The following is a 17,520-nucleotide window of genomic DNA, read 5'->3' as shown; positions in this document are numbered from 1 at the left end:
CTTAATTTTAAGCCTAATGTATGTTTTAGTATTGGTTATAAACCCATTAACTATCTCGGAGATATTGTTGTCATTTATAGTTATTGAATTATTAGTAAATATAATTATTTACATTTTATTGAAAATAAATATAAATAAGTTTTTCGAGTATAATATGAATGATTTTAGTTATGCTTCTTTAAATTTTTTAATGTTATCTGGTTTTTCAGCTTCCTTAATGAACTATTCAGATCGTTTTCTTATAAACATATTATTGGGTGCTTCAAGTGTTACAGTGTTTTATATAGCTACACTGCCGACTAAACTTATGATCCTTCCTTTTAATATGATGTCAACTGTAATTTTAAGTTACTTAGCTAAATCTAATAATATTAATAAGCAAATTAAACGTAAACTATTATTATTATTACCAATTATATTTATAATAGTATCTTCTCTTTCTTATCTTATAGGACTATTAATAATTAAATTATTATATGATGAATATTATGATAATATCCAAAGTATTTATTTTATAGTGGTATTTACTTTTGGGTTAGTATGCGTAGATAGTATAGTACGAAGTTTTATATTGAAATACTATTCAATAATAAAAAAATCAGTTTTAGATATTTCTATTTTGTTGATTTTTATAGTTTTATCAATTTTCTTGGTTTTAATTAATCACTCACTTTTATCAATTGCATTAGCACAGTTAGTTTCAATGTTTCTAAAAGTTATTATTGAAATATTCATTCTATTAAAGTTAGAAGTCGAGGATTAGTAATTTAAATATCTAAAGGAAGGAGGAAATGATAATGGAAAATATCCAAAAAACTGGAAAATTTGAAATTAAAGTATCCACATTAATAACCGTTTGTTTATATCTACTAATTCTTATAGGTTCTATGAATGCAATGGAGTCTTCCTTGAAAATAGTAGGATTATTATCTCTTATATCGACTTTATTAGTTTCAACAATAGGAATATTAATCTTTATATTTGTCAAAAAGAATTTTTTGCCGTTACAGTTTATTATTTTATTTATTATAATAATTTCTACTGTAGTGTGTTTTTTTTCTGTAATTAATAATAGGTATGATTTGAAAGACCTAATTAATACCTTGCAGATGTTATCATGCTTTAATTTATTAGTTTTTGTATCCTGTATTAAGTTTGACTATTCAAAATTAAAATTCATTAACCTCTTTGTAACTTTATTTATTACTTTTCATTTCATAATTTGGATTATATCTGGATGTCCACGAATGTTTGCTAGTATCTATAATAATTCAAATTTAATTGGGCCGTATATGTTTTATTCATCATTTTTTTTGATATTAGGATTTAGATATTCAAAAAAGAAACTTTTATATTCTTTAATTTTATTTATGAGTTTTATATTAATATTAGCAAGTGATGCTAGATCAATTTTATTAAGTGTTTTTGTTTCTATAGTTATATTCTCTTTTTGGAAGTACATTAGTAAATCACAGATTTTATCATTTATATTCTTTATTTTATTAATTTCAGCTATATTAATGTTTGTATTTGTCTACCCTATATTACCTACCTTTTCCTTTTTTAATTCAGCTGAACAATGGATGGTAACCCATACAGGTAAAAGTATCATGTCAGGTAGAAATGTATTGTGGGTTCCATTAATAGAAATGATTAATCAAAAGCTATTTTTAGGTTATGGGCCTGGTACTTTAGCAAGTGATTTAATTGCTACTGATCAGTCGCCGCATAATTTATATTTAAATATATTAATGCAAATAGGCTACATTGGTTTGTTTTTAAATATACTTTTATTTCTTGTGATTTGGCATGGGTTAACTAAATTAAGAAATAATTTTATAGCAAGATTAGTAGGTAGTTATTTTGTAGGTATTTTAGTACATCAATCTTTTGAAATAACATTATTTCAAAACCAATTATCAGTAGGTTTATTACAATGGTTTATTTTAGCTGTGGGATTAAGTGTAGTAATTGAGACTTCATTGAGTAAGAATCATAAATAATTTAAGCATTTAAAAGGGAGATTGTATATGAAAAAAGTATGGATTTTAAATCATTATGCAACAGATAATTATTTTAATGAAGGCGGTAGACATTATTGGTTCAGCCAAAATTTAAAAAATAATGGGTATGATGTAAGTATTTTTTGCGCTAATACGCGTCATAATTCAAAAGATGTAATTAGTTTGAACGGTGGTAAGTATATAAGAAAAATAAAAAATGATATACCATTTATTTTCGTGAAATCAAGTTTATACGAAAAAAATAATTATAAACGAATCATAAACATATTAACATTTAGCAAAAATTTATTGAATCTATCTAATGAATTTGTGAGTAAATATGGGAAACCGGATATTATTGTGGCCTCTAGTGTCCACCCATTAACTTTGATGGTTGGGTTAAGAATAGCAAAGAAATTAAATATCCCTTGTATAGTGGAGATTAGAGATTTATGGCCAGAAAGTATTGTAGCTTACGGAATATTAAGTGAAAAAAATATACTAAGCAAGCTTATGTACAAATGTGAAAAGATAATTTACCAAAAAGCGGACGCAATTATAATGACATGGGAGGGTGGTAAAGACTATATCAAAAATAAAGGATGGTTTAATAAAATAAACAAAAATAAAATATACCATATTAGCAATGGTGTAGTTTTAAGTGATTTTGATTACAATAGTCAAAACTTTTTTGTAAATAAAAATCTAGAATATGATATAAAAGCGTTCGTATATACAGGATCTATTAGAAAAGTGAATAATATAGAGGTTTTAGTTGAAGCGGCGGACCTTATACAAAACAAGTATAAAAAATCAGATATAAAAATTTTAATCTACGGAAATGGTGACGAAAGAGAATATTTAATAGATAAAGTGCAGAAGTTAGGTTTAACAAATATTGAGTTTAAAGGTAGTGTACCAAAAAAATATATACCTTCTATTTTAAAACAATCCTATGCTAACATTCTTCATAATAAAAGTACGCAACTAAATAAATACGGGCAAAGTCAGAATAAATTATTTGAGTATTTGGCAGCTGGGAAGCCAATTTTACAGACTTATCAAACAGGTTATAGCGTAATAGATAGGTTTAATGCAGGTGTGTGCCTTGATAAACAAACACCTGATATGATAGCTAATGCTATTATAGAAATGTCTAATAATGAAAGAAAATCATTTGAACAAGGTGAAAATGCAAGAAGTGCGGCGCACGAATTTGATTTTGAAAAGTTAACTTCAAAATTAATAAAAGTAATAGAAAATGAGGAGGTGTAAACTTTGCTTAAAAGATTATTTGACTTTACAGTTAGCTTAATAGGTTTGGTGATAACATCTCCTATTATTGTCGTATCTTCTATTTTGATTGCTAAAAAATTAGATAAACCTGTGTTATTTAGGCAAACACGACCAGGTAAAGACGAAGTGCCATTTGAAATATACAAATTTCGTACGATGACTGATGAAAAAGATGAATATGGTGAATTATTACCTGATGAACAAAGGATGACTAAACTAGGTAGTACAATAAGAAGTGCAAGTATTGATGAATTGCCTCAACTTATTAATGTGCTTAAAGGTGATTTAAGTTTAGTTGGCCCTAGACCTTTATTGATGGAATATTTGCCGTTATATAATGAAGAACAGAGAAAAAGGCACAGCGTAAAACCGGGGATTACCGGATGGGCGCAAATCAATGGACGCAATGCAATTACTTGGGAACAAAAATTTAAATTAGATGTTTGGTACGCTGAAAACCAATCATTCAAATTAGATATGTATATTTTATACAAAACAGTTGAGAATGTTTTAAAGAAAAAAGATATTAGTGCAGATGCACATGTCACAATGGAAAGGTTTAAAGGTAATAGCTAATGAAACAACTTATTATGATTGGTAAAGGTGGTCATTCTAAAGTCATTAGGGATATTATTTTAGCTCAAGGTGAATATCAGTTAGTTGGCTACTTAGATAATGCGATTGAATCTTATTATGAACAAGATGATTTATTTTTTGATAATTTAAACAATATTAATAAGTATTCATCGGACCATTTTTTTATTATAGCGATTGGTAATAATCATGTTAGAGAAAAAATTGTTTTGAAATATGGTTTGAATATAGAACAGTTCGCTACGCTTATACATCCTTCAGCCATTATAAGTCCATTTAGTTCAATAGGGAGAGGTACAGTCGTAATGCCCCTCGTTGTAATAAATGCGGATACTCGTATAGGAAATCATGCAATTGTGAATTCAGGAGCAGTTGTAGAGCATGACAATGTAATTGAGGATTATGTCCACATTTCACCAGGCGCACTTTTAGCTGGTGGTGTAACAGTAGGTGAATTAGCACATGTCGCAATTGGTTCTAACGTACTACCTCAAGTGAAAATTGGCAGTAATAGTATTGTCGGTGCAGGAGCTACTGTAATTGAAGATGTACCTTCAGAACAAACAGTTATAGGCACACCTGCCAAACCAAAGGAGTGAATATAGTGGAAAAAGAAAGAGTATTTTTATCGAGACCACATATGGGCGGTAATGAACAAAAATATATAGAAGATGCTTTTGAAAAAAATTGGATAGCTCCATTAGGTGAAAATGTTACAGAATTTGAAAATGATATCAAACGTTATACAGGCGTTGGAGAAGGTTTAGCAGTGAGTAGTGGAACAGCAGCAATACATCTTGCACTTATAGAAAGTAATGTAGGTCAAGACGATATCGTATTTTGTTCTTCTTTAACGTTTTGCGCTACGTCAAATCCAATTCTCTATCAAGGGGCTCAACCAGTATTTATTGACTCCGAGCTAGATACATGGAATATGTCTCCAGAAGCATTAAAAAAAGCCTTTGAAAAGTATGAACAATTAGGACAAAAACCTAAAGCTGTAATAGTTGTGAATTTATATGGGCAATCAGCTCAATTAAATGAAATTCGTGAAATCTGTAATCAATATGATGTTGTGTTGATTGAAGACGCAGCGGAGTCTTTAGGTTCAGAATATAACGGTAAGAAAAGTGGGAGCTTTGGTGACTACGGCATTTATTCATTTAATGGTAATAAGATTATCACTACAAGTGGCGGTGGTATGTTAGTTACTAATGATAAGGTTTCAAGAGATCACGCATTATTCCTATCAACTCAAGCTAGAGATAAAGCCATTCATTATGAACATAGTGAATTAGGTTATAATTATCGATTAAGTAATATCTCTGCAGGTATTGGAAGAGGACAAATGGAAGTTTTAGATAACAGGGTGAGTATAAGACGTAGCATTTTTGAAAAATATCAACAATCATTAGGAAATATTAATGGGTTCGAATTCCAACCAGAGATTACAAATTCTAAATCTAATAGATGGCTTACTGCATTAACGATTGATCCTGAAAAAGCTGGTTTTTCATCTAAGGATGTTATTGAAGCTTTAGAAAAAGAAAACATCGAAGCTCGTCCAGTATGGAAACCAATGCATTTACAACCACTGTATTCAAATTATGACTTCATAAAATTAAATAGTGATAATGCAAAAGCTTTATTCGAAAATGGTATTTGTCTTCCATCAAGTTCTGACATGCAAGCTGAACAACAGGATCGAGTTATTCAAATAATTAAAGATTTAAATAGTGACAAGTAAGGATCTGTCACCAATATGAAGAAAAAATCCAAAACTAAAAAGATTATTCTCATTTGCTTCATTATCTTAGCGATTGGTGTGTTATTAGTAGCTGCTTTTATTTTCTACAAGTTAACAGCTTTGAATACTGCGATTAATAATCCGCTTGACCGTGGAGATCACTCTGAATTAAGGCAGGGCAAAGTGAAAAAGGGTGAACCGATTTCTATAGCTTTGTTTGGTATTGATGATGACAAGGTGCGACATCAACAGAATGAAGGTCAGCGTTCGGATTCTATCATCTTAATGTCAATTAATAAGAAAAATAAAAAAGTAGAAATGATTAGTGTACCAAGAGACACAAGAACTGAAATTGTAGGAAAGCATAAAGAAGATAAGATCAATCATGCTTATGCATATGGCGGGCCAGACATGGCGGTTAAATCAGTAGAAAAATTAATGGATGTGCCGATTGATCATTATGCCGCAATTAATATGGACGGCGTATCCACTGTCATCGATGAGTTAGATGGCGTAGATGTAGTCAGCAATGCTTCTTTCTTTATCAAAGGATATGATTTTAAAAAAGGGAAGAAATATCATATGGATGGTAAAGAAGCAATGAACTTTATGCGCAGTAGAAAGGAACCAGGTGCTGGTGGCGATGAAGGGCGTCAGGTACGTCAACAACTCGTGATTGAAGCGGTAGCGAAGAAAGCATTACAACCAAGTTCTATTCCTAAGATGAACGGTATATTTGATGCAGCAGGCGATAACGTTAAGACAGACTTAAGTATCACTGAGCTAAATGGTATTCGTTCGGATTATAAAAATGCACAAAATAAAGTGAATCGTCACACTTTAGAAGGACAAAATAAAAAAGGTGAAGATGGTATTTACTATTTCTATCCAGGTAATAATGATGCCATTATCAATGCGTATAAGAAAAATTTAAATTTAAAATAACACCATCATTTTTCAACTTAACCCGACAACGTCATGTTGTCGGGTTTTTATATTTACCATAAACATTATCATTGTGTCTGTTTCATATTCATATGATAATGAAGGAGAACGTCATTTGAAATTTATATAATTGCTATTATGAATATAAAGAAAAATTTTTGAAAGTTTTAAATGATAAAATTCAAGTTAAAGAGGTGTAATGATGTTATTTATAGATGAACAAAAACAAGCAGAATTATTAAATATGAAAGAGGTTGTGGATGCGGTAGCAGAATCGTTACAGGCATATTCGGAAGGTAAAACCGAAACACCGTTGCGTTATGTTTTGCCATTTAATGAGGATAATCGATATCTTGTTATGCCGGCTTTATCTGATGAACTAAAGATCGTTGGTCTAAAAACGGTTACGATGGCACCGAATAATACGAAGATTGGTAAAAATACAATTGTTGGTTCGGTCATTTTGTCAGATTATGAAACGGGGGAAACGTTAGCAGTTCTAGAAGGTTCATACTTAACGAAGATTCGTACAGGTGCGATTTCAGGCGTTGCAACACGTTACCTTGCGAAAGAAAATGCTGAAACACTTTGTGTAGTTGGTACGGGAGATCAAGCTGAAGGATTAATTGAAGCAGTACTTGCAGAAAGAAATATTAAACGCATTCAATTCTTTAATCGCACATATGATAAAGCAGTTAAATTTTCAGAGAAAGTGCAGAGTCAACATTCAGATTTAGACGTTGAAGTTTTTGAAAATGTGGAAGACGCTATTCATCAAGCCGATGTGATTGTTACTGCAACGAATGCCTCAGAACCAGTATTCAATAATGAGTTGAAACCAGGTGTACATGTGAATGCAGTAGGATCGTTTAAACCTGAAATGCAAGAGTTACCGACACATGTGGTTTCATCTGCAGATAAAGTTGTCGTTGAATCGGCTGAAGCAGCTTTAGAGGAAACTGGTGATTTAGTGACGCCTATTTCTGAAGGTGAATTTAATAAAGACGATTTATATGGTGAGTTAGGTCGTATCGTTTCAGGCCAGCTCGATGGACGAACTTCAGAGGAAGAGAAGACAGTATTTAAATCAGTAGGTTTAGCTATTGTTGATATTGTAGTGGCAAACTATTTTTATCAAAAGTTCAAACAACAAAATGAATCGTAAAGGTCAATAACAGTTTTTATGAAATAGATTGTTTGGAGGAAGAAAAATATGAAATCAGTGTTACTTATCGGGCAGTCTAATATGGCTGGTCGAGGGTTCACAAATCAAGTGGAACCAATTATAGATGAACGTATATTTGTACTGCGCAATGGTCGTTGGCAAATGATGGATGAACCGATTCATAGTGATCGAGCAGTTGCTGGTATCGGTCCAGCAGCCTCTTTCGCTAAAATGTGGGTAGATGCGCACCCAAATGAAACAATTGGGCTCATTCCTTGTGCTGATGGAGGTACATCAATTGATGAATGGGCGAAAGATCAAATGTTAACGAGACATGCAATTGCAGAAACTCAGTTTGCAATGGAATCGAGTGATCTTATCGGCATATTGTGGCATCAAGGTGAAAGTGATAGTTTAAACGGTAATTATGCGACTTATAGTGAAAAATTGAAAGGTCTCATTGATTATTTAAGAGAAACGTTTAATAAGCCAGAGTGTCCTTTCGTGATGGGGTTATTAGGAGATTATCTCGGACAGCAAGGTTTCGGTCTCAGTGCGCCTGAATTTCAACATATTAATACATGTATTCAAGAAGTTGCGCAACAAAAAGACAATTGTTATTTCGTTACAGCACAAGCGTTAACGCCAAATCCTGACGGTATCCATATTGATGCATTATCACAACGTAAGTTTGGTATGCGTTATTATAAAGCGTTTAATGAGAGAAGTAATGTGGATGTACCATTAAATGGGGAAGAGAATATTGAATCTAAGTTAACGAAAAAGAAATATACGAAAAATGAAAAGATGTATATGCTTATAGCTAAATTATCTAGAAATCAAATATCATACGAAGATTTTGAGAAGCAAATGCAGTCCCTTTATTAAAAATTATGTTATACATGAAACAAAAAGGCGGTTGGTGGAATCCGTGTTCCATCAACCGCAAAAATTATACAGCCTAATAATTAAGAATTTTTGCCAAAAAAAATTCTAATTAGAAATTAAAGTCCGATTCTTTTGATGAATCCGATGAAAGCTTCATAGATATCTTCAATCATGGTAAAGCCTCCTTTATTAATTTAATACTAATATTAGCTTAAATTATTTAGTGTAAGGTTTATCTTGACCATAATATTCGATTTCGTCGTTGAAGAATTTACCGAAAAGTGTTAAGAAACGATGTAACATTATAAATGCCCCCTTATACTTTAATTTATATGATTAAAACTGATTGAATTTGTCGTTGTTCCAATTTGAAAATTAAAGTCCGATTCTTTTGATGAATCCGATGAATGCTTCATAGATATCTTCGATCATGGTAAAGCCTCCTTTACTTTAGATTGAATTGATTAAGCTTAAATTATTTAGTGTAAGGCTTGTCTTGACCATAATATTCGATTTCGTCGTCGAAGAACTTACCGAAAAGTGTTAAGAAACGATGTAACATTTAAAAAGCCCCCTTTGATTAGTATAGTATGTTAAGTGCAATGCACTTAGAAATCTAAAAAACTGGTTGCTTTAGAAAATTAAAGTCCGATTCTTTTGATGAATCCGATGAAAGCTTCATAAATATCTTCAATCATGGTAAAGCCTCCTTTGTAATTAGTTACAAAATAAAATTATTTTGTATAAGGTTTATCTTGACCATAATAACCAATCTCATCGTAGAAGAATTGACCTAAAAGTGTTAAGAAACGGTGTACCATCGAAATCCCTCCTTATTTTCAAATGATCATACATGAATAATATAACCCAATGATTTTAAGCTCGAACATATTAATTTGTAAAAATAAAAAATAATCTAAGTATAATATGTTCAGAGTAACTATTAATTTCTCTCTCTAAGTATAGTTATTGAAAATACAATCATGGCTTAAGATGATTTTATCTTTTTTATTTCTACAGTTTAATTTGAGCAGTAATCTTTAACCAATTTATCTCGAATTCAAACATTTTAAATTCAAGATATTCAGAAAATTTAATAAAAAGTTTTATCACGCTTATTTAATATTTAAACGGTAATTAGAATTTTTACAAATTGAGTAAGGTGACAATTAATGATGTTTTTCAACTTTATTCAACACAGTTATAATATAGTGATTTTGTAGGGATTTCAAAACTCGGACACAGATGGATCGCATTGTAAAGCGATTTGTATATTTAATTTAAATTTAAATCAATAAATGAGTCTTGTAGAAACAATGACAATTTTTTTAGATATTTATAGTGATTTTTTGTAGAATATATATTCAAATTTTCAGTTAAAAACAGAGTAAATTTTATCGAAAAACGCTATTTAAAAATAATTAAAAATTTTTAAAAACCTAACGTTAAGTGGTTCTATTTTTTGGAAATTAATTGGAAATAAGGACTGATAACATTTGTATTATTAAGTCGCTGTAATTATAATTATTAGTAATAGTAATTATATTGTAAAATAAAATATTAATATATTGATACAATGACGTGCTTGTTTTTAGATTATTATTTAAATTTTAAACGGGTGAAAAATAAATGTGTATTGTGAGGAGCAAAGCATGGAATTTAAACAAATGAAGTATTTCGTCGAGGTTGTTAAACGTGGAGGCATGACTCAAGCATCTGAGCAATTATTTATTGCACAATCAACAATCAGTAAGAATATAAAGTTATTAGAAGATGAATTTTCTATCCAGTTATTTGATCGTAGTAAAAAGCACATCGACTTAACAGATGTAGGGAAAGTGTTTTATGAAAAATGTGTGGAAACTTTAGCAGTAATTGAAGATATGACATCTGAAATGGGAGATGTTATGAATCTTGATAGTGGGCATATTCGATTAGGGATATCTGCAATACTGAATGTAAGATTTTTTACGGGACGTTTGAAACAATTTCATAATAAATATCCTAATGTAACGTATGAAGTAATTGAAAGTGGCGGAAAGGCCATTAAACAATTTTTAAATAATGATGAAATTGATGTTGGTATAACGACATTACCAGTGAACGATGATATTTATGACTCAATACCTTTATATACTGAACAGTTGTTACTTGTAGTAAATAAAGACTCTAAATATGCGGACGTGAACGCTGTTCATTTGAAAGATTTGAAAGATGAGTATTTTTTAATGTTTCACGATGATTACTATTTGAAAGATCAATTTTTTGAGAGTTGTAGAAATGTAGGTTTCGAACCGAAAACGATTGCTAAAATGTCTCAGATTACATTTATAGAGAATATGATTATGGATGGTATTGGTATAACTGTTTTGCCCGAAAGTATCGTGAAGATTTTAAATGATGAACTTGTTGGTATACCTTTAGAAGGGGCGGATGATTCATGGAATTTAGGTGTTATTTGGAAGAAAGGTAATTATATGAACTTTGCTACACGTGAATTAATTGAATTTTTAAAAGGGTCCACGACCGACTGTCCAAAAAATATATAATGGAAGTTCCACATTTTAAAGCATGCCTTAAACGAATATAATATATTCCAACTATGTATTTTTATCATAGGTGAAGAAATAATTTAATAACCTTGTAGGGGGTTCTCAATTCTGAATCGAATCATAACCATTATTGCATTGCAGCCATGATATAAACTTCAGAGACGATTGAAATAATGCTGCTATTGTATGGTATCTCTATTATTGAAAAGGCTATAGTACTTATATAGTTCTCATACCATCTTAAATTGTTAATGTCTTATAACTATCTTAGGTTAGTCGCAGAATATTAGTATCGCTCTGTTTAATTCTGCTTTTACATTTATATCACATACAAAACAGTTGAAACGACACAGGTTGTTTATCCCCCTCATTGTTCAATATCTCTTCAAATCAATAGCGTCCCAGATTACATCAATGTCCAATGTAATCTGGGACGCTATTTTTAATGTATCAACCTTCAAATCGTTGTATTAAGATAAATGACTTCATTTCGATTATGCATGAATAAAGTTATTGATTGCATCTACTAAACTATAAATACCGAGAAATGTAACAACGAGAACGACGAGACCACCAATGATATTTAACCATATATTGTTTGCATGAGAACCCATGAGTCCTTTTTTATTTATAATGATAAATATTAAAATAGCTACCGTTGGGAGGATAATGCCATTGAGTGCTTGAGCGACAAGAAGTACTTGCAATGGTTCGAATCCTAATGCAGAGGTAATCATACCTATTAATATGATACAGGCGAATACGGTTTTGTATTTTTTGCTGTTCATGCCTTTATCCCATTTTAACAAACTACTAATCGTCGCAGCAGCACCAGTTGGAGAGGCTATTGCAGAGGATAAACCTGCAGCAAATAGTCCGATACTTATTGCGATAGGAGCAGCATCTCCTAATAATGGCTTCAGAGGTTCAGCAAGTTGGATAACACTTGTGATTTTCTTTCCGTGCATTAATCTAGCAGCCGAAATAAGTACTGCTGCTGAGATAATTCCTCCGATTGAAATAGATATGATTGTGTCCCATCGTGCGAAACGTAGCGCCTTAATACTATCGAAGCGTTCATGAACTGCAGTTGAATGAATAAAGAAATTGTAAGGTACGACTGTTGTTCCGATTAAAGCGATTACAGTTAACAATGATCCATCGGGTAGTGAAGGGATAAAAATCCCTTTGAGAATACCAATAACATCGGGACGGATAATAATCATTGTAGTGATAAAAATAATGCCCATAACTACCATTAAACCGATCATAATTTTTTCGAGTATCTGATAGTTCCCAAATAAACCAATGAGTAAAATAATTAGTCCGATAATAGGGGCTACGACGTGTTCAGGTAAATGAAGTAAATATGAAGCACCTAAGGAAGTACCAATTAGGTCTCCACTAATATAAGCGGCGCAGCCAATTGTTACTGCGATCAACGTAAAGCAGACGAGAATAAGTTTGCCGACTTTATGTGCAAATAAATCTTGAATTGCTTCGCCTAAGCCTTCTCTTGTAACGAGCGATAGTCGAATAATCATTTCTTGTAATACAATTGTTGCAATAATTGAAAATAGTACAGCCCATAACAAGCTATAACCGAAACCGGCTCCACTTTGAGACATAGTCGTAACGGTACCAGGTCCAATAAATGAGGCAGTGATAATCATCCCAGGTCCAAGTGACTTCAACAGTTTACTCGTGTTTTTCAACATGGTAATCACTCCTCGTATTATTGATTTTTATTTAAATAAGCAACATGACCAGCTAAGACGTATAATACCGCAGTTGAAACGAAATGGGCTGAGTTTTGGTTTGCATCATTCATTGGATAAACTTCTACATAGTCCATGCCACAAATACCTAATGATGCGAATTCATAAATCATCGTGAGTAATTCATAAGAGCTGAGGCCATTACCATCCACCGGGCCACCAGGGTTAAAGGCGAAGTCCAATACATCACTACAAATCGTCAGATATACTACATCGACATCTTGACTTGCCTGTTTGTAAATGTCACGTGCGTATTGTTTTAAATCATTCGCATTTCTAATGTCATTAATCGTTAGCGTTACTGCACCAGCTTCTTGTGCATAACGACCTGTTTCTGGTTTATTACGTGGTCCATGAATACCTGTGTGAATAATACTTTCATTTCGTATACCTTCAGTGTTATATAAATGCATAAAAGGTGTATTACGGGCATATATTTCGCCTTCATAATCAGGCATATTATCATAGTGTGCATCAAGATGTATGATACCGACTTTTTTGCCGGTATTTGTTAGTGCTTTTAAAATTGGATATGTGACGCCGTGTTCTCCGCCGAAACCGACTAAGAATTTTTCACTTTCCCATAGTTTTTTGGCAAATGCTTCAATATTTTTATAGCTTTCTTCGTTATTATGCGCAATATAAGGAACGTCTCCAACATCTCCTAAAGATAAATGCTCACTAATATCTATGTGATTAAGTTCAGGTAAATATTGACTATAACGGGCTGAACTTACTCTAATTTGCTTAGGGCCAAGTTCAACGCCTGTATAGTCACCCCATGTGCTTTCACCTTCAAATGGGACACCGTACACAATCACATCTGTATCTAACGATTGTGATTGTGTTAAGTTTTTTCCATTTAAAAAGCAAGGTACATTACCGTAAATATTTTGTTTCATAATTTAATCATCCCCTTTATTGAAAACAATTATATAGTTAATAGTCGGACATTTCAAATAAGTCTGAAAACTAAAACCCGATAATAACCACATTTTGAAAATTGGAACACGCTTATTTGGGTAAGGGGACGTATATTATACTTTTATTGGTTTATGTGAAAAATAAAAAGAGAGTCTGAGACAAAATAGGTGTCTCAGACTCTTTGGCAACTTGCGGGACTGCGAAACCTCTATTAGAGAATTAGATTTCTGTCCCGCTCTCTTTTTTAATTTGCTTTAATAAGTCGCTTTATATTGGCGTGTATACTCTTTAAAAGTAATAAAACGTTTACGACTTTCATCATATAATTTGTATTTTAACGATTTAAGACTTTCAGCTATTGAAATCGTAGTTGCATGCTGCAATGGTGTGACGTTTTCATGTGTTGTCTCTAATTCATAGTTAGGAATTCTAGGATTTAAATGGTGTACATGATGATAACCGATGTTACCTGTTACCCATTGCATAAATTTAGGGAGTTTATAGTATGAACTGCCATCAATCGCAGTTTTGACATAGTCCCACTCAGAAGGTTCTTCGAAATAAGAATCTTCAAAAGTATGCTGGATGTAAAACAACCAAATACCCATCATTCCTGAGATGAATACCATAGGCAAGAATACAGCTAAAAATTGAGCTGGACCTAACAAATAAAATAAGCCACCGTACACTAATAACAATAGCACGTTATTAGCCCATGTATTGATACGTTCTTTCATTTTTGCGTCTTTCACGTTAAAGCGGTTTGATACAAATACTAAGAAGAATGGACCAATGACAAACATCACAAATGGATTACGATATATTCTATAACATAAACGTTTGAACTTAGTGGCTTCACTATATTCAGTGACAGTCATTACCCAAATGTCGCCAGTTCCTCGTTTTTCTAAATTACCGTTCCCGGCATGATGAATAAGATGTTCTCTACGCCATCTTTCATATGGAAAAAACGTAAGGAAACCTGTAATGTTACCAAGTATTTTATTATGTGATTGCTTTTTCAAATAAGAGCCGTGACATGCATCGTGAAATATAATGAATGTTCGAACTAAAAATATTGAAGCGATGATGCTGCTAATAACTGCAAGTGACCAATGAATTTGAAATAAAAGTAAACTTGCTATGAGTATTATCGCTAATGGTAATAATGTATTCATTATTTGAATAGCACTTTTTTTATGATTTGTTTTCGCAAATGGCTTTACATTTTTGAATAATTGTTTCTTTTTTTCTTTTTCCATCTTTACCAACCTTTTCACTACAAGCTTTTATTCTGTTTCTCTGTAGCATGGATTTATTATATAAAATTAAATTTGCGATTACAAATATTTATAACTTTAGTCTAATATTATAAAAAATACTTATGTTTTAGTTGATTTTTAAAAAAATTTGTGTCTTTTGATTTAAGGCTATGCTAGAAAATGAAAAGAAAAATTATTGAAATTGGACTAAATTCCCAACAGATTTTTATGAAATTAAGTCATTTTTACTTTGAAAGTAGTTGTAATTTTCTGAAAAAAAGAATATTATACAACAAAGCATTAATTTAGTTTTTTCAAATGATGCAAAATAGTCGTTTACATATTAAAGGAGGTTGTAAACACTATTTAGTCATTTAATAATGCTTTTTAAAACAAAGTGAATGGGAGTAATTAGATGCAGAATAGTTTAAACAGAGAGCTGAGTAACAGACATGTTCAACTCATTGCCATTGGTGGTTCCATTGGTACAGGTCTCTTCTTAGGGGCAGGTCAATCTATAAGTATTACTGGGCCTTCGATCTTATTAACTTACACTGTTGTAGGTCTATTCCTATTTATATTTATGCGTGCAATGGGCGAAGTATTATTGTCTAATACAGGTTATAAGACTTTCGCAGATGTTGCGCATGATGAAATAGGGCCATTTGCAGGATTTGTGACAGGGTGGACATATTGGCTAACTTGGATTACTTCAGGGATGGCAGAAATCACCGCTGTTGCAAAATATGTAGAATTTTGGTTACCTGATTTACCTAACTGGATTACTTCACTATCGTGTGTATTAATTTTAATGTTACTTAATTTAACAAGTACGAAAGTATTCGGGGAACTTGAATTTTGGTTCTCTATTATTAAAGTAATTACAATCGTCTTTCTTATTGTGATTGGAATAGTGATGATTGTCTTTGCATTTCACACGCCATATGGTAAGACTAGCTTAAGTAATCTAGTCTCACATGATGGTTTCTTCCCTCATGGGGCATCTGGTTTCTTTATGTCATTCCAGATGGTAGTCTTTTCATTTACTGGCTTAGAAATGCTAGGTATTACAGCTGGGGAAACGAAAGATCCTCACAAAACAATTCCTAAAGCAATTAATAGTGTTCCAGTGAGAATATTATTATTTTATATTGGTGCTTTAGCTGTAATGATGACGATTATGCCTTGGAATACAATCGATCCAAATGATAGTCCATTTGTTAGTCTATTTGGAATTATTGGTATTCCTTTTGCTACAAGCGTTATCAACTTTGTTGTATTAACAGCTGCCTCATCTGCTTGTAACAGTGGTATTTTCGCAAATAGTCGTATTCTACATGGCTTATCCGAGAAAAAACAGACGAACCGTTACTTAATGAAAACAAATAAACGTGGGGTACCGGTAATTTCCATTTTAGTTACTTGTTTATTGCTATCGATTACAGTGTTGCTGAACTATTTTATACCAAACGCAACGCAAGTATTCTTCTATGTAACTGCGATATCAACGATTTTACTTGTAGCTGTATGGATGTTTATCGTTTACGCTTACATTAAATATATTAAGAATAATCCTGAAAAACATAAAAAAAGCCATTATAAATTACCAGGAGGTATTCATAGTGCGAGAGTGGTACAACTCTTCTTTGTCTTTGTATTAGTGCTTTTATTTATTGCACCTGATACACGCATGGGCGTAGTTCTATCTCCATTGTGGTTTATCTTACTTGGCATTATTTACTGGTTTATGATGAAAAAATCTAAATCTACGAATGAGTAATTTTTGTTTCTAAATTTCTTTATAGAGGTTTTGTGTAATTTGTAAAAAGGAATAACCTAATAGAGTAGATGTGAACCTTATAATGAAATCAAGGAGTGTAAATGTAATGGAAGTAAAATATTTGAAGGGCGAACAAGGTATCACTCAAAATGTCATATAACATATTGATGCCACTACGGATCAGGTATTTCCTTATTTAAGTACGACTGAAGGGATACAACAATGGTTCCCTCAATTGTCATTTAAAGACCAAGAAGTTGGTGGCACAGTGGTATTTAATATGGAAGATACTCGACAAGAAATGGAAATCACGCATTACGAGCCAAACAAGGTAGTAGGTTTCACGTGGGATAAAGGTACTGTGAAGTTTGTATTAGCTGAAATACAAGGTGCAACTCAAATAACACTTGAAGAACATTTACCTCACGAGTTTCCACATATTGCAGCTGATTTTACAGGATGGCAATTTCATATGAAAAGTATACAGCAGTTAGTAGAAAAAGGTTCACCACTTGACCAACAAAATTACAACTTTGATGAAGTAACAAACGAAATTAAAAATCAACTTGATTTATAAACGCAAAAA

At 31.9% G+C, this 17,520-nt stretch carries 15 protein-coding genes; 12 read left to right on the top strand and 3 right to left on the bottom strand.

From position 1 onward, the window contains the following. Positions 1-154: 154 nt before the first annotated feature. The 10 genes from NGI30_RS09030 to NGI30_RS08985 all read left to right on the top strand — a co-directional run bounded on the left by NGI30_RS09030 (position 155) and on the right by NGI30_RS08985 (position 11,187). A complete protein-coding gene (locus NGI30_RS09030) occupies positions 155-763 on the top strand; it encodes a hypothetical protein (RefSeq protein ID WP_251943421.1) in 609 nt (202 codons plus the stop codon). Positions 764-797: 34 nt separating this feature from the next. Beyond that, a complete protein-coding gene (locus NGI30_RS09025; RefSeq protein WP_251943419.1) occupies positions 798-2,003 on the top strand; it encodes an O-antigen ligase family protein in 1,206 nt (401 codons plus the stop codon). A 27-nt stretch (positions 2,004-2,030) separates the two neighbouring features. Continuing rightward, the gene (locus tag NGI30_RS09020; RefSeq protein ID WP_251943417.1) at positions 2,031-3,278 is read left to right on the top strand and encodes a glycosyltransferase family 4 protein; all 1,248 of its coding nucleotides are present in this window, start codon (positions 2,031-2,033) and stop codon (positions 3,276-3,278) included. Between the two features lie 3 nt (positions 3,279-3,281). After that, the gene (locus tag NGI30_RS09015) at positions 3,282-3,875 is read left to right on the top strand and encodes a sugar transferase (protein ID WP_251943415.1); all 594 of its coding nucleotides are present in this window, start codon (positions 3,282-3,284) and stop codon (positions 3,873-3,875) included. Next, positions 3,875-4,492 (top strand): acetyltransferase, encoded by a 618-nt coding sequence (locus NGI30_RS09010; RefSeq protein ID WP_251943414.1) that lies wholly within the window; start codon positions 3,875-3,877, stop codon positions 4,490-4,492. Before NGI30_RS09015 ends, NGI30_RS09010 begins: the two co-directional genes overlap by 1 nt. A gap of 5 nt (positions 4,493-4,497) precedes the next feature. Continuing rightward, positions 4,498-5,640: an aminotransferase class I/II-fold pyridoxal phosphate-dependent enzyme gene (locus tag NGI30_RS09005; RefSeq protein ID WP_286009867.1), complete on the top strand. Its 1,143-nt coding sequence runs from the start codon at positions 4,498-4,500 to the stop codon at positions 5,638-5,640. 15 nt (positions 5,641-5,655) lie between these two features. After that, complete coding sequence (locus NGI30_RS09000; protein WP_251943412.1) at positions 5,656-6,585, top strand: LCP family protein; 930 nt, start codon at positions 5,656-5,658, stop codon at positions 6,583-6,585. Between the two features lie 202 nt (positions 6,586-6,787). After that, positions 6,788-7,750 carry an ornithine cyclodeaminase family protein gene (locus NGI30_RS08995; RefSeq protein WP_251518641.1) on the top strand — a complete coding sequence of 321 codons (963 nt, stop codon included), beginning with the start codon at positions 6,788-6,790 and terminating at the stop codon, positions 7,748-7,750. Positions 7,751-7,798: 48 nt separating this feature from the next. Beyond that, positions 7,799-8,638: a sialate O-acetylesterase gene (locus NGI30_RS08990; protein WP_251518643.1), complete on the top strand. Its 840-nt coding sequence runs from the start codon at positions 7,799-7,801 to the stop codon at positions 8,636-8,638. 1,652 nt (positions 8,639-10,290) lie between these two features. After that, positions 10,291-11,187, top strand: coding sequence for a LysR substrate-binding domain-containing protein (locus NGI30_RS08985; RefSeq protein ID WP_251943410.1), 897 nt, complete (start codon positions 10,291-10,293; stop codon positions 11,185-11,187). Positions 11,188-11,684: 497 nt separating this feature from the next. Here the strand turns inward: NGI30_RS08985 and NGI30_RS08980 are convergent, their stop codons facing one another. The 3 genes from NGI30_RS08980 to NGI30_RS08970 form a co-directional block, all read right to left on the bottom strand. Then, positions 11,685-12,908, bottom strand: a complete 1,224-nt coding sequence (locus tag NGI30_RS08980; RefSeq protein WP_251518647.1) for an Nramp family divalent metal transporter — start codon at positions 12,906-12,908, stop codon at positions 11,685-11,687. A gap of 17 nt (positions 12,909-12,925) precedes the next feature. Then, positions 12,926-13,870, bottom strand: a complete 945-nt coding sequence (locus NGI30_RS08975) for an agmatinase family protein (protein WP_251943408.1) — start codon at positions 13,868-13,870, stop codon at positions 12,926-12,928. 276 nt (positions 13,871-14,146) lie between these two features. Then, complete coding sequence (locus tag NGI30_RS08970) at positions 14,147-15,154, bottom strand: fatty acid desaturase (RefSeq protein ID WP_251943406.1); 1,008 nt, start codon at positions 15,152-15,154, stop codon at positions 14,147-14,149. A 415-nt stretch (positions 15,155-15,569) separates the two neighbouring features. Between NGI30_RS08970 and NGI30_RS08965 the strand changes: the two genes are divergently transcribed. Both NGI30_RS08965 and NGI30_RS08960 read left to right on the top strand, forming a co-directional pair. Further along, the gene (locus NGI30_RS08965; RefSeq protein ID WP_251943404.1) at positions 15,570-16,934 is read left to right on the top strand and encodes an amino acid permease; all 1,365 of its coding nucleotides are present in this window, start codon (positions 15,570-15,572) and stop codon (positions 16,932-16,934) included. A 163-nt stretch (positions 16,935-17,097) separates the two neighbouring features. After that, complete coding sequence (locus NGI30_RS08960; protein ID WP_286009876.1) at positions 17,098-17,511, top strand: SRPBCC domain-containing protein; 414 nt, start codon at positions 17,098-17,100, stop codon at positions 17,509-17,511. Positions 17,512-17,520: the final 9 nt, after the last annotated feature.

It is taken from the genome of Staphylococcus sp. Marseille-Q5304 (assembly GCF_943737015.1).
Lineage (GTDB): Bacteria > Bacillota > Bacilli > Staphylococcales > Staphylococcaceae > Staphylococcus > Staphylococcus hsinchuensis.
Note: the sequence above shows the minus strand (reverse complement) of the source record. Positions and strands in the feature narration are given on the sequence as shown.